The sequence below is a fragment of the Streptomyces sp. NPDC058469 genome (genome assembly GCF_042721125.1).
Lineage (GTDB): Bacteria > Actinomycetota > Actinomycetes > Streptomycetales > Streptomycetaceae > Streptomyces.
The window spans coordinates 21122-35002 of the sequence record NZ_JBHXME010000119.1; the positions used below are offsets into that span (position 1 = coordinate 21122).

The following is a 13881-nucleotide window of genomic DNA, read 5'->3' on the forward strand; positions in this document are numbered from 1 at the left end:
ACCTGCCGGCCGGTGTGACGAGGCGCGGCACCTCAAGAGACCCGTGCCTTCTGAAGCACGGTGCCTCAGGAGACACGGCGCCTCAGGAGACACGGCGCCTCAAGAGGCACCGCGCACCCCTGTCACGTCATGCCGGCCGCTGAGGTCACGTCACCGGCGCCTTCGCCCGCAGCACCGTCAGGAACTCCCGCATCCAGCTGGAGTGATCCGGCCACGCGCGAGCGGAGACCAGCGTGCCGTCGACCACCGTCTCGGCGTCCTGGAAGGTCGCGCCGGCGGCCTGCATGTCGAGTTCGAGCGCCGGGTACGCCGTGACGCGCCGGCCGCGCAGGCCGTCGATCGCGGCGGTGAGCAGGGGGCCGTGGCATGCGTCTCCGTCGGGCGTCATGGGCTCATGAACGCCGGACGCCGAGGGCTCATGGGCAACGTGCCGCGCGCCGGGGTGCTTGCCAAGGGGCCTCGCGGCTCGGACTCCGGCACCGTCCCGACTGCCCGTGAATACGACGATTTCATGCTCTGCGCCCCTGTGCATAACGTCAAAGTTCCACCCTCGGTTTTGTACACATCCGGCTCGTGACGAGCCCCCGGTGAGGAGAGATAGCCTTGTGGCGTGATCAGCGCGATATTTCGCGGGGGCATCGTCGCCCCTGCTCCGCGCCCGGCGACCACGGACGACATCCGTGACCGGGCGGCGGTCGCTGGTCCCAGGGTCTGTCCGACAGACCCTCGCGGGCGGGACGGAGCTCCAAGGGCTCCCAGGACGCCGTGCACACCCCGGGTACCGGCGCGGCAGAGAGCAGCGTCACACCCGTCGGGCGTGCCGAAAATGGCTGATAACCCACCGCTCATCTCACCTTGCGGCATAGCGTCTGAGCAGACCGGAGAACCCGGGCCGTGGCGTCGAGCCGCAGGGGAAGACACCGTACTTCCTTCTACGTCACGCAACGGCGCGCGACAGGAGCCAGAGGACAATGCAGACCAAGCTGGACGAAGCAAAGGCCGAGTTGCTCGAGAGGGCTGCTCGGGTAGCTGAGAACAGCCCGGTCGGGGGGCACCTACCGACCGGGACGACGGACGAGGGCACTCCCGACCGGGAGACCGTGCTCGCGTTCCTCCAGCGCTACTACCTGCACACCGCCCCGGAGGACCTCGCCGACCGCGACCCGGTCGATGTCTTCGGCGCCGCCTTCTCCCACTACCGGCTGGCCGAGACCCGACCCCAGGGCACGGCCAACGTACGGGTGCACACCCCGACGGTCGAGGAGAACGGCTGGACGTGCAGCCACACCGTCGTCGAGGTCGTCACCGACGACATGCCCTTCCTCGTCGACTCCGTGACCAACGAGCTGACCCGCCAGGGCCGCGGCATCCACGTCGTCATCCACCCGCAGGTCGTCGTCCGCCGCGACCTCACCGGCAAGCTCATCGAGGTGCTCACCACCCCGCCCGCCGGCGAGCTGCCGCACGACGCGCACACCGAGTCCTGGATCCACGTACAGATCGACCGCGAGACCGACCGCGCCGATCTGAAGCAGATCACCGCCGACCTGCTGCGCGTCCTGTCCGACGTCCGTGAGGCCGTCGAGGACTGGGAGAAGATGCGGGACCTGGCCCTGCGGATGGCCGACGAGCTGCCCGCCGAGCCGACCGCGCCCGACCTGCCCTCCAATGAGGTGGGGGAGGCCCGCGAGCTGCTGCGCTGGCTGGCCGCCGACCACTTCACCTTCCTCGGCTACCGCGAGTACCAGTTGCGCGAGGACGACTCCCTCGCCGCGGTCCCCGGCACCGGCCTCGGCATCCTGCGCTCCGACCCGCAGCACGGCGGCGAGGACAGCCACCCGGTGAGCCCGTCCTTCGAGCGGCTCCCGGCCGACGCCCGGGCCAAGGCCCGCGAGCACAAGCTCCTCGTCCTCACGAAGGCCAACAGCCGTTCCACGGTGCACCGTCCGTCGTATCTCGACTACGTGGGTGTGAAGAAGTTCGACGCGAACGGCGAGGTCGTCGGCGAGCGCCGCTTCCTGGGCCTGTTCTCCTCCGCCGCCTACACCGAGTCCGTCCGCCGGGTTCCCGTGATCCGGCGCACGGTCGACGAGGTGCTGGAGGGCGCCGGCTTCTCGCCCAACAGCCACGACGGGCGCGACCTGCTGCAGATCCTGGAGACGTACCCGCGCGACGAGCTCTTCCAGACCCCGGTCGACGAACTCCGCTCGATCGTCACGTCCGTGCTCTACCTCCAGGAACGCCGGCGGCTGCGTCTGTACCTGCGCCAGGACGAGTACGGCCGCTACTACTCGGCCCTCGTCTACCTCCCGCGCGACCGCTACACCACCGGTGTGCGCCTTCGGATCATCGACATCCTTAAAGAGGAACTCGACGGCATCAGCGTCGACTTCACGGCCTGGAACACCGAGTCGATCCTCTCCCGGCTGCACTTCGTGGTCCGCGTTCCGCAGGGCACCGAGCTGCCGGAGCTGTCCGACGCCGACAAGGACCGCATCGAGACCCGCCTGGTCGAGGCCGCCCGCTCCTGGGCCGACGGCTTCGGCGACGCGTTGAACGCCGAGTGCGGCGAGGAGCGCGCGGCCGAACTGGTGCGCCGCTACGGCAACGCCTTCCCCGAGGGCTACAAGGCGGACCACTCCCCCCGCGCCGCCGTCGCCGACCTGGTCCACCTCGAACAGCTCACCGAGGAGCAGGCCTTCGAGCTCAGCCTCTACGAGCCGGTGGGCGCCGCCCCCGACGAGCGCCGCTTCAAGATCTACCGCAAGGGCGCCCCGGTCTCCCTCTCCGCCGTGCTGCCGGTCCTCAGCCGCCTCGGCGTCGAGGTCGTGGACGAGCGGCCGTACGAACTGCGCTGCTCGGACCGTACGACGGCGTGGATCTACGACTTCGGGCTGCGCATGCCCAAGTCGCAGAACGGCAGCGGGGACCACCTCGGCGACGACGGCCGCGAGCGGTTCCAGGAGGCGTTCGCCGCCACCTGGACCGGGCAGGCCGAGAACGACGGCTTCAACGCGCTCGTGCTGAGCGCCGGGCTGAACTGGCGGCAGGCGATGGTGCTGCGGGCGTACGCCAAGTACCTGCGGCAGGCCGGTTCCACCTTCAGCCAGGACTACATGGAGGACACCCTCCGCAACAACGTCCACACCACCCGGCTGCTCGTCTCCCTGTTCGAGGCGCGGATGTCGCCGGACCGGCAGCGCGCCGGGCGCGAGATCGTGGACGCCCTCCTAGAAGAGGTCGACGCTGCCCTCGACCAGGTGGCGAGCCTCGACGAGGACCGCATCCTGCGGTCCTTCCTGACCGTCATCAAGGCGACCCTGCGCACCAACTTCTTCCAGGAAGCGCTGGGCGGCCACCCGCACGCGTACGTGTCGATGAAGTTCGACCCGCAGGCCATCCCGGACCTGCCCGCGCCGCGACCGGCGTACGAGATCTGGGTGTACTCGCCGCGCGTCGAGGGCGTGCACCTGCGGTTCGGCAAGGTCGCGCGCGGTGGCCTGCGCTGGTCCGACCGGCGCGAGGACTTCCGGACCGAGATCCTCGGCCTGGTCAAGGCGCAGATGGTGAAGAACACCGTCATCGTGCCCGTCGGCGCCAAGGGCGGCTTCGTCGCCAAGCAGCTGCCGGACCCGAGCGTGGACCGGGACGCGTGGCTCGCCGAGGGCATCGCCAGCTACAAGATGTTCATCTCGGCCCTGCTCGACATCACCGACAACCTGGTGGCCGGCGAGGTCGTCCCCCCGGCGGACGTCGTCCGGCACGACGAGGACGACACCTACCTGGTCGTCGCCGCGGACAAGGGCACCGCCACCTTCTCCGACATCGCCAACGGGGTCGCCGAGAGCTACAACTTCTGGCTCGGTGACGCCTTCGCCTCCGGCGGCTCGGCGGGCTACGACCACAAGAAGATGGGCATCACCGCGCGCGGTGCCTGGGAGTCCGTCAAGCGGCACTTCCGGGAGCTGGGCGTCGACACCCAGAGCGAGGACTTCACGGTCGTCGGCGTCGGCGACATGTCCGGCGACGTGTTCGGCAACGGCATGCTGCTCAGCGAGCACATCCGCCTGGTCGCCGCCTTCGACCACCGGCACATCTTCCTCGACCCGACCCCGGACGCGGCCGTCTCGTACGCCGAGCGCCGCCGCATGTTCGAGCTGCCGCGCTCCAGTTGGGCCGACTACAACACCGACCTGCTGTCGGCCGGCGGCGGCGTCTTCCCGCGCACCGCGAAGGCGATCCCGGTCAACGCACACGTCCGCGAGGCCCTCGGCATCGAGGGCAAGGTCGCCAAGATGACCCCGGCCGACCTGATGAAGGCGATCCTCAAGTCCCGGGTCGACCTCCTGTGGAACGGCGGCATCGGCACGTACGTGAAGGCCAGCACGGAGTCCCACGCGGACGTCGGCGACAAGGCCAACGACGCGATCCGTGTCGACGGCGCCGACCTGCGCGTCAAGGTCGTCGGCGAGGGCGGCAACCTGGGCCTGACCCAGCTCGGCCGGATCGAGTTCGCCCAGCAGGGCGGCAAGATCAACACGGACGCGATCGACAACAGTGCCGGCGTGGACACCTCCGACCACGAGGTGAACATCAAGATCCTGCTCAACGGCCTGGTCACCGACGGCGACATGACCGTCAAGCAGCGCAACAAGATCCTCGCCGAGATGACCGACGAGGTCGGCGCGCTCGTCCTGCGCAACAACTACGCGCAGAACACCGCGATCGCCAACGCGCTCGCCCAGTCCAAGGACATGCTCCACGCCCAGCAGCGCTTCCTGCGCACCCTGGTCCGCGAGGGCCACCTCGACCGGGCCCTGGAGTTCCTGCCCACCGACCGCCAGATCCGCGAACGCCTCGCCCAGGGACAGGGGTTGACCAGCCCCGAGACGGCCGTCCTGCTGGCGTACACGAAGATCACGGTCGCCGACGAACTGCTCCACACCACGCTGCCCGACGACCCGTATCTGCGCACCCTGCTGCACGCCTACTTCCCGAGCGCGCTGCGCGAGAGGTTCGCCGAGCAGATCGACACCCACGCGCTGCACCGCGAGATCGTCACCACGGTCCTCGTCAACGACACGGTCAACACCGGCGGTACGAGCTTCCTGCACCGCCTCCGCGAGGAGACCGGCGCCTCCCTGGAGGAGATCGTCCGGGCGCAGACCGCGGCCCGCGCGATCTTCGACGCCGCCGAGGTGTGGGACGGCGTCGAGGCGCTCGACAACACCGTCGAGGCGCCCGTCCAGACCCGCATCCGCCTGCACTCGCGCCGCCTGTGCGAGCGCGGCACCCGCTGGCTGCTCAACAACCGGCCGCAGCCGCTCCAGCTCGCCGAGACCGTCGACTTCTTCGGCGAGCGCGTCCAGCAGGTCTGGTCCCAGCTGCCCAAGCTGCTGCGCGGCGCGGACCTGGACTGGTACCAGGAGATCTACGACGAGCTGACCGGCTCCGGCGTCCCCGCCGAACTCGCCACGCGCGTGGCCGGGTTCTCCTCCGCCTTCCCGGCGCTCGACATCGTCTCGGTGGCCGACCGCACGGGCAAGGACCCGATGGACGTCGCCGAGGTCTACTACGACCTCGCCGACCGCCTCCACATCACCCAACTCATGGACCGCATCATCGAGTTGCCGCGCGCGGACCGCTGGCAGTCCATGGCCCGCGCCTCCATCCGCGAGGACCTGTACGCGGCCCACGCGGCCCTCACCGCCGACGTCCTCGCGGCGGGCAACGGCACTTCGACCCCCGAACAGCGCTTCGCCGCCTGGGAGGAGAAGAACACCGCGATCCTCGGCCGCGCCCGCACCACCCTTGAGGAGATCCAGGGCTCGGAGATGTTCGACCTGGCCAACCTGTCGGTGGCGATGCGCACGATGCGAACGCTGCTGCGGACGCACTCGTAGTTCCTGGGTCATAGTTCCTACGCCCCTTCATTAGAAGTCGCCTATTAGTAGTCGCTACGACGATGAGGGCGCCCCGGGCCGTGATGGCTCGGGGCGCCCTTTTCACGGAGTGCCTTAGGGATAATCAGGGGGAGGACTTACTCTGCCCCGCTAAGCCTGATGACGTGACTCTGAACCTGACCCAGGAACGCGTGGCCGAGCCCGTCCGACCGGTGCGCAAGGTCGTCCTGGAAGTCGTGAAATTCGGGATCGTCGGCGGCAGCGGCGTCCTCGTCAACTTCGCGGTCTTCAACGCCCTGCTGCACGGCCTGCGCTGGCCCGCGATACTCGCGACCGTCCTGGCCAGCTGCGTCGCGATGGGCGCCAACTACCTCGGCTTCCGCTACTACACCTACCGCGACCGCGACGCCCCCGGCACCCGCCGGATCGCCCTGTTCTTCGCCTTCAGCGGCATCGGCGTACTCATGGAGAGCGGCCTCTTCTACGTCGGCTACCACGGACTGGGCCTCCACGGTCCGCTCGAGGCGAATGCCGTGAAGGCCCTGTCGATCGTGCTCGCGTCCGCGTTCCGCTTCCTGGTCTACCGCACCTGGGTGTTCCAGGACGAGGACCTCTAGGTGGCGACCTCTAGGCGGCCCGGGGTCCTTCAGGCCGCCTGGCCCGCCCGGGCGGGGGTCGGGGCCTTGGGCTTGTCGGCGCCGCCCGTGAAGGCCTCGTACGCCTCCAGGACCTCCTCCGTCGGCCCGTCCATCAGCAGCTCGCCGCGCTCCAGCCACAGCACGCGGTCGCAGGTGTCGCGGATCGACTTGTTGTTGTGACTGACCAGGAAGACCGTGCCCGCGTGCTGCCGCAGCTCGCGGATCCGCTCCTCCGAGCGACGCTGGAACGACCGGTCGCCCGTCGCCAGCGCCTCGTCGATCAGGAGGACGTCGTGGTCCTTGGCGGCGGCGATGGAGAACCGCAGCCGGGCGCCCATGCCGGAGGAGTACGTCCGCATCGGCAGCGTGATGAAGTCGCCCTTCTCGTTGATCCCGGAGAAGTCGACGATGCCCTGGTAGCGCTCCTTGACCTGCTCCCGGGACATGCCCATGGCCAGGCCGCCGAGATAGACGTTGCGCTCTCCGGTCAGGTCGCCCATCAGGGCCGCGTTGACGCCGAGGAGGGAGGGCTGGCCGTGGGTGTAGATGCGGCCGTTCTCGACGGGGAGCAGGCCCGCGACGGCCTTGAGGAGGGTGGACTTGCCGGAACCGTTGGTGCCGATCAGTCCGATCGCCTCGCCCTTGTAGGCGACGAAGGACACCTTCTTGACGGCGTGCACCTTGCGGACACCCGCCGCCTTCTCGGCCTTCTCGCGGCGCATCATGCGGTTGAGGGCGGCGGTCGCGGAGCCGCGTCCGGCGCCGGTTCCGTTGACCCGGTAGACGATGTCGACGCCGTCGCAGACGACGGTGGGGATCGAGCTGTCGGCGGCCACAGGGGTCCGCTCGGTGTGGTATTCGATGGTCTGCTCAGCCACGGCCGTACGTCTCCTCAGCCTTCCAGAAGTAGATGAAGCCGCCGACTCCGGCGAGCAGCGCCCAGCCCAACGCGGCCGGCCACACGTGCGGGGGGAGCTGGCTCGCGTGGTAACTGTCGATCAGCGAGTAGCGCATGAGGTCGATGTAGACGGCCGCCGGATTGGTCTCCAGGGCGAGCGTCACGAGGTGCGGCAGGTGGTCCTTGCTGGTCAGCTTGTCGATGCTCCACATGACGCCGGAGACGTACATCCAGGTGCGCAGCACGAACGGCATCAGCTGCGCGATGTCCGGCGTCTTCGCGCCCATCCGGGCCATGATCATCGAGACGCCCGCGTTGAACGTGAACTGCAGGATCAGCACCGGGATCGCCATCAGCCAGGAGAAACTGATCGGCACACCGAAGCAGATCAGGATCACGACCAGGGCGCCCATCGAGAACAGCAGCTGCTGGAGCTGCTGCAGCGCGAACGAGATCGGCAGGGCGGCCCGCGGGAAGTGCAGAGCCCGTACGAGGCCGAGGTTGCCGGAGATCGCCCGGGTGCCCGCCATGATCGAGCTCTGCGTGAACGTCCAGATGAACACGCCCGTCACCAGGAACGGGATGTAGTCCGGCACGCCGCGCTTCGTGCCCAGCAGGATGCCGAAGATGAAGTAGTACACCGCCGCGTTCAACAGCGGCGTCATCACCTGCCAGACCTGACCCAGCTTCGCCTGGCTGTACTGCGCGGTCAGCTTGGCGGTGGCGAACGCGGTGATGAAGTGGCGGCGCTCCCACAGCTGGCTGACGTACTCGCGCAGGGAGGGGCGGGCGCCACTGACCGTGAGGCCGTGGCGTGCGGCGAGGGCCGCGAGGTCGTCTTCGTCGGCCGGAGCCGGCGAAGGGGGCGGTGTGTGGAGGACCTGACTCACATCCGCTGCTTTCGCTCGGGGGGAGGGGGTGCGTGCGTCCGTCCGGCTGCCGTGTTCCGTCACCTGACGTTTCCTTACGCTTCTCTTCACGTTTTCTTACGTCGGGACGGGACCGTATCGTCGCAACGTGAGCGTAGGCCGATTCGGCGTCGGAACGCAACCGTTTCGTCGTGACGGACGTGATGAGGCCGTTAGGTTTTGGGCTGGGACGGGCCTGTTGCGTCGATACGGTCTGGGTAGGCGGGGGTGGACGGTGGGTGGACGGTGTGGTGGGTGGCGCGTCGGTGCGGTTTTGGTGCGGGGACGCGATGGGTGCGTTGTGGGGACGGACCGGGTTCGTCGTGGGGACGGACCGGTTGCGTCGTCGGGACGCTGCGGGTGCGTCGCGAGGACGGGCTCGGTTCGCCGTCGGGACGCGACGGTTTCGTCGTAAGGACGGGCCGGTTCCGTCGCGGCGACGAGCCGGTTGCGTCCCGACGTGCTCCTCGCTCGCCGGTCCGCCCGCCCGCCTGCCCGTCCGCTCGCCGGTCCGCCGTCGGCGGCGCACCGCCCGCGTTACGACGAGCCCGTTTCGTCGCGACGTGCCCCGCGTCGGAACGCAACCGTTTCGTCGCAACGCCCCTATGCTTGAGCTATGACGACGAACGCCGACGAGCCCCAGACACGTCAGCGCCGCCGCACCCCCGCCGGGGCGGCAGTACTCCGCGAGGATGTGACCGAAGCCATTCGGGCGGCGGTCTTCGAGGAGTTGGCGGCGGTCGGATATGCCCGGATGTCGATCGAGGGGATCGCGCGGCGCGCGGGCGTGGGCAAGACGGCGGTGTATCGCCGCTGGCGTTCGAAGCTGCACTTGGTGCTCGACGTGGTGTCGGCGATCGCGGTGATGGGGTTGCCGACGCCGGACACCGGTTCGCTGGAGGGTGACCTTCGGATGCTGTACGAGGTGACGTCACGGGCGCTGCGTCATCCCGTCGCCTCGCAGATCATCCCGGACCTCCAGGCGGAGGCGGCCCGCAACCCCGAGATCGCCGACGCCATGCAGAAGGCGCTGCGTGAGGGCCAGGAGGGCGTGGCCAGCAAGATCCTGGCGGCGGCGGAACGGCGTGGTGAGATCCGCCCCGGAATGGACGAGGACCTGGCCCTGGACCTGATCTCCGGCCCCCTGTACTGGCGTGCCGTGGTGATCCGCAGCCCGAAGCTGCCGAAGGGCTACCTGGGGGCCCTGGCCCGGGCGACCACGGAGGGCCTCAAGGCGCTGTAGGGGCTCCGCCGTACCCGCCGGCTTCCCGGCTCTCCCTCTCCTCGACTGCCCCTCTCCCCGGCTGACGGCGATGATCCGCGTGCTCCTCGGCCGGCCGGCGAGTCAGCCGCCCCCGTGGTCCAACCGCCGCGCCAGCCCCCCGAGTTCAGCCGCCCGCAGCACCCGTCCGCCGAACCCCGGCAGCGGTACGTGCAGGGTCTCGGTCCAGCGTTCGGGGATCGCCGCGCTTCCTGGTCGCGCACGCAGGGCTGGTCATCGCCCCATGCCGGCGTCCACGGGCGACAGGGCGCCGACACGCGTCCTCCACCGGCGTCCTGGTCGGCCGTCCATCACGCCCGTGCCGCCCCCGGATGCAACCGCACCCACCCCTCCCAAGCCGACGAGATCATGTCCTGGACGTCGTGTTTGGCCTTCCAGCCCAGTTCGGTGGTGATGCGGTCGGCGGAGGCGACGACGCGGGCCGGGTCGCCGGGGCGGCGGGGGTGGACGGTCGGAGGGCGGTCGTAGCCGGTGATCGCGTTGATGTGGTCGATCATCTCGCGGACCGAAACGCCTTCCCCGCGGCCGATGTTGAGGGTGAGGGCGCGGCCGGGGGAGGCCTGGAGGGCGCGGGCGGCGGCGACGTGGGCCTCGGCCAGGTCCACGACGTGGATGTAGTCGCGGACGCAGGTGCCGTCCGGGGTGGCGTAGTCGTCGCCGAAGATGCGCGGAGGCGCGTTCTCGGTGAGCCTCTCGAAGACCATGGGGACGAGGTTGAAGACGCCGACGTCGGCGAGTTCGGGGGCGGCGGCGCCGGCCACGTTGAAGTAGCGCAGGGAGGCCGTGGACAGGCCGGTGGCCCTGCCCGTCGCGCGGACCAGCCACTCGCCTGCCAGCTTGGTCTCGCCGTACGGCGACATCGGGACGCAGGGCGTCTCCTCGGTGACCAGCTCCACGTCCGGCATGCCGTAGACGGCGGCCGAGGACGAGAAGACGAAGGACGGGACGCCTGCCGTGGTCACCGCCTCCAGGAGGACGCGCAGGCCCTCGACGTTCTCCCTGTAGTAGTGCAACGGCAGGTCTACCGACTCGCCGATCTGCTTCTTCGCCGCCAGATGGACGACTCCGGTGACGTCCTGGTCGGCGAGGGTGCGGGCCACTCGTTCCGCGTCCAGGGTCGAACCCACCACCAGGGGCACGCCGTCGGGCACGCGCTCGGCGATGCCGGTGGACAGGTCGTCGTAGACAACCGCCTGTTCGCCCGCCTCGGTCATCGCCCTTACGACATGCGCTCCGATGTAGCCGGCGCCGCCGGTGATCAGCCAGGTCATGTGCGGCCGTCCCCTCCGTCACTCGATCCGTGGTGGTGCGTCCCTCGCGCGCTTCAGGTCTCCACGCGCTTCAGGTCTCTGCACGCTTCAGGTCTCCACGCGCTTCGGGACTCAGTCAATCAGGCGCCGGAGTGTGCCGAGGTCAACTGCTGGGACTCCCCGTAGGGGCCGGGGGACTGCACGCGCGTGTGCGTCGTCGCCGGGAGTGGCCTCGTCGACCGCCAGAGGCGGACGAAGGAGAGGACGGCCGCGGCGGCCAGCAGACCGTTGCGTACGAGCATCAGGCCGCAGCCGGTCCAGGTGCTGTGGATGACGTCGGCGTACAGGACGGGGAACTCGACCGAGCTGACCGCGGTCGCCGCCACGATCAGCGCGGCCACCGGGCGCTGTGTCGTGTGCCGCGAGGTCAGACAGACGGCGGCCAGGCCGAGCAGCCAGATCATGTACTGCGGGCTGATCACCCGGCTGGTCACGGTGAACAGCAGGACGGCGCTCAGCGCGGCGTCGTACGGGGTCGCGTCGGTCCAGCGGCGGGCCCGGATCCGCCACAGCAGCAGGAGCCCGAAGGCGACCGCCGTGAGCGCGAGGGAGGCGTCGGCGACGGCGGAGACGTACGGTCCCGTGAACTCCATCGCGCCGTACCGGTAGTGCACCTGGCCCGGCCAGCCGGCGTGGGTCGCCAGGGCGAGTGCCGTGCCGCCGAGTGACTCGATCTGTACGCCCCTGCCGCCCTGTTGGCGCAAGAAGGCGAAAGGATTGTTGAACAAGACCACGAGAGACATGAGCGACAAGGCCCCCGTCACCACGGCCGACGTCCACACCGACCGCGTCGTCCGCCCCCTCGGCATCCCCAGCAGCACCAGTGCGGGCCACACCTTCACCAGCGCGCCCAGCGCCGCGAACGCGCCGCACACACGCGTGGAGCGCGACAACGTCAACAGGGAGATGACGGCGAACGCCGTGACCTGCACGTCGTAGCGGACGAGGGGCATGTGCAGGAGGAGGGGGAGGCAGGCGATCCAGTACGCGGCGCCGCGCAGGCTGTGTCCGGGGCGGGTGCCCGCGCGGGCGAGCGTCAGGGTGATCAGCGCGTCGGTCGCGAGGGTGAGGACGACGAACGCCTGGAAGTACGTCAGGTCCGGCAGCAGCGCGGGCGCCAGAAGGACCGGGCCGGCGCCCGGCGGGTACTGCCACAGCGGGTCGTGCGCCGGGAACGCGCCGTGCGACAGGACCCCGTACCAGTGGTGGTACAGGCGCCACACCTCCCGCGCGACCCCGCCCCGGCCGAGCAGGGGGAGGCCGTTGTACGCGAGGAGGAGCAGCATGCCCGCGCGGGTGGCGAGCCAAGCGAGGGTGAGGGCGAGGAGGCGGTGTCTACGGGCGGCGTTCATCACGGCGGATCGTAAGCCGGGTGAATGCCGCAGGAATGCTAATACAACGTCAATCGCCGGTAAGAGCTTCCGAACGGTACAAAATCATCCAGGTGGACAGCCAGGACGAGGACGAGTGCAAGCGGCGGACGCGACCGATGCGATGGACGCGTGCGGAGGCTGTGGCCGTGGCCGTGCCGGTGGTCGTCATGCTCGCGCTGGGGCTGTGGGGGCTCGACCGCGGCGGGATGTGGGGCGACGAGGGCGTCACGTTCCTGGTCGGGCGGCGCACGGTGCCGCAGATCTGGCATCTGCTGCACGGTGTCGACGCGGTGCACGGCCTGTACTACCTCCTCATGCACACCGTCCTCGCCGTCCACCCCGGCGAGGTGGCCCTCCGCCTGCCGTCCGTGTGCGGCGCGGCGGCGACGGCGGGCCTGGTCGCGGCTCTCGGCGTACGCCTGGCCCGCCCCCGGGTCGGCCTGTGGGCGGGCCTCCTCTACGCGATCACCCCGCTGACCGGCCACTACGCCCAGGAGGGACGCTCGTACGCCCTCGTCGCGGCGGGCGTGGCCGGGGCGACACTGCTCCTGGTGCGGGCGCTGGAAGGACGGTCCTGGTGGCCGTACGGCGCTGTCCTCGCCGTGACCTTTCTGCTGCACGAGTTCGCGGTCCTGGTGCTCTGCGCGCACGTGCTGACGCTGGCGGCGGCGCGGGCGCCCAGGGCGGCGTGGGCCGGCTGGGGCCGCGCGGTGGGTGTGGCCGGGGGCGCCCTGTTGCCGCTGGCCTGGGTGTCCCAACGGCAGTCGGCGCAGGTCGCATGGCTGAGGGTGCCGGACTGGGACACGACGGAACGCCTCGCCCGCGACTTCCTCGCCGTCACCCCGACCGGCGTCGTCTTCTGGGCCTCGGTCCTGTTGATCCTGCTCGGCCTCGGGACCGGACGGCTCGCGTCGGTCGCCCTGCCGTTGCTGGTGGTGCCGCCGGTGCTCCTGCTGACGGTGTCGCAGTTCCGGCCGCTGTTCCACGAGCGGTATGTGCTGTACGCGCTGGCGGGGGCGCCGTTGCTGGTGGCGGCGGGGGCGGACCGGGTGGTCGGGGCGGTGAGGTGGCTGTGGCTGGAGGGGCGCGGCGCCCCGAGCGGTCGGCGTGCGGAAGCCGAGCGTGTGGTGGCCGGGGCGGGGAGCCGCCGCCAGTTGGTCGGCGCGCTGAGCGGGAGCGGTCACCTGGCGGGAGCCGACCGTACGGCTGGGATCGGAGCCGGAGCCGGAGCCGGAGCCGGAGCCCAAGCCGGAGCCCAAGCCCAAGCCGGAGGGGGAGCCGGAGCCCAGACCCGAGTCTCAAGTCACCCACCTTTGGGCCGAGTTGATCGCCCAAACCCCCTACACCCCGACGCCCGCCACCGCCCCCCGACCAACCGCCGCCCATCCCGCCGCACCCCCTTCTCCACCCGCACTCCCCTTGCCAAGCGCACTCCCTTCGCCAAGCGCACCCCCTCCGCCAACCTCACCACCCGCGCCGTTCGGCCTGCCGGTCTTGGGGTTGACCTTGCGCTTGCCGCGGGTGTCGGCCCACCAGGTGGCCGGGAGGTTCAGGGCGTCCGCGACGGTC

At 70.2% G+C, this 13881-nt stretch carries 8 protein-coding genes and 1 pseudogene; 4 read left to right on the plus strand and 5 right to left on the minus strand.

Annotation, left to right across the window (positions count from 1 at the left end; translation table 11 throughout):
- Positions 1-145 precede the first annotated feature (145 nt).
- Positions 146-382: pseudogene (locus tag ACFWP5_RS36980) on the minus strand (DJ-1/PfpI family protein); the annotation flags it as partial.
- 589 nt (positions 383-971) lie between these two features.
- Here ACFWP5_RS36980 and ACFWP5_RS36985 point away from each other — a divergent pair.
- Both ACFWP5_RS36985 and ACFWP5_RS36990 read left to right on the plus strand, forming a co-directional pair.
- Positions 972-5903 (plus strand): NAD-glutamate dehydrogenase, encoded by a 4932-nt coding sequence (locus tag ACFWP5_RS36985; protein ID WP_384167001.1) that lies wholly within the window; start codon positions 972-974, stop codon positions 5901-5903.
- A 164-nt stretch (positions 5904-6067) separates the two neighbouring features.
- Positions 6068-6520, plus strand: a complete 453-nt coding sequence (locus ACFWP5_RS36990) for a GtrA family protein (RefSeq protein WP_384167004.1) — start codon at positions 6068-6070, stop codon at positions 6518-6520.
- Between the two features lie 29 nt (positions 6521-6549).
- Here ACFWP5_RS36990 and ACFWP5_RS36995 read toward each other — a convergent pair whose 3' ends face one another.
- Together ACFWP5_RS36995 and ACFWP5_RS37000 are read right to left on the minus strand one after the other, a co-directional pair.
- Positions 6550-7419, minus strand: coding sequence for an ABC transporter ATP-binding protein (locus tag ACFWP5_RS36995; RefSeq protein WP_384167007.1), 870 nt, complete (start codon positions 7417-7419; stop codon positions 6550-6552).
- Positions 7412-8329, minus strand: a complete 918-nt coding sequence (locus ACFWP5_RS37000; protein WP_384167010.1) for an ABC transporter permease — start codon at positions 8327-8329, stop codon at positions 7412-7414. The genes ACFWP5_RS36995 and ACFWP5_RS37000 overlap by 8 nt, the downstream gene beginning before the upstream one ends.
- A gap of 634 nt (positions 8330-8963) precedes the next feature.
- Between ACFWP5_RS37000 and ACFWP5_RS37005 the strand changes: the two genes are divergently transcribed.
- The gene (locus ACFWP5_RS37005; RefSeq protein ID WP_328682918.1) at positions 8964-9590 is read left to right on the plus strand and encodes a TetR/AcrR family transcriptional regulator; all 627 of its coding nucleotides are present in this window, start codon (positions 8964-8966) and stop codon (positions 9588-9590) included.
- A gap of 329 nt (positions 9591-9919) precedes the next feature.
- On the opposite strand, the gene galE is transcribed toward ACFWP5_RS37005, so the two are convergent.
- On the minus strand, positions 9920-10900 hold the full coding sequence (gene galE / locus ACFWP5_RS37010) for a UDP-glucose 4-epimerase GalE (RefSeq protein WP_384167014.1): 981 nt from the start codon (positions 10898-10900) through the stop codon (positions 9920-9922).
- A gap of 119 nt (positions 10901-11019) precedes the next feature.
- Positions 11020-12291 (minus strand): glycosyltransferase 87 family protein, encoded by a 1272-nt coding sequence (locus ACFWP5_RS37015; protein WP_384167017.1) that lies wholly within the window; start codon positions 12289-12291, stop codon positions 11020-11022.
- 188 nt (positions 12292-12479) lie between these two features.
- Between ACFWP5_RS37015 and ACFWP5_RS37020 the strand changes: the two genes are divergently transcribed.
- On the plus strand, positions 12480-13881 hold a 1402-nt coding region (locus ACFWP5_RS37020; RefSeq protein ID WP_384167023.1), incomplete at its 3' end, for a glycosyltransferase family 39 protein.

Bases quoted from the DNA above. Each gene is read 5' to 3' on its own strand.
- ACFWP5_RS37005 (WP_328682918.1), top strand. From the start codon at position 8,964: ATGACGACGAACGCCGACGAGCCCCAGACACGTCAGCGCCGCCGCACC.
- ACFWP5_RS37015 (WP_384167017.1), bottom strand. From the start codon at position 12,291: ATGAACGCCGCCCGTAGACACCGCCTCCTCGCCCTCACCCTCGCTTGG.
- ACFWP5_RS36985 (WP_384167001.1), top strand. From the start codon at position 972: ATGCAGACCAAGCTGGACGAAGCAAAGGCCGAGTTGCTCGAGAGGGCT.
- galE (WP_384167014.1), bottom strand. From the start codon at position 10,900: ATGACCTGGCTGATCACCGGCGGCGCCGGCTACATCGGAGCGCATGTC.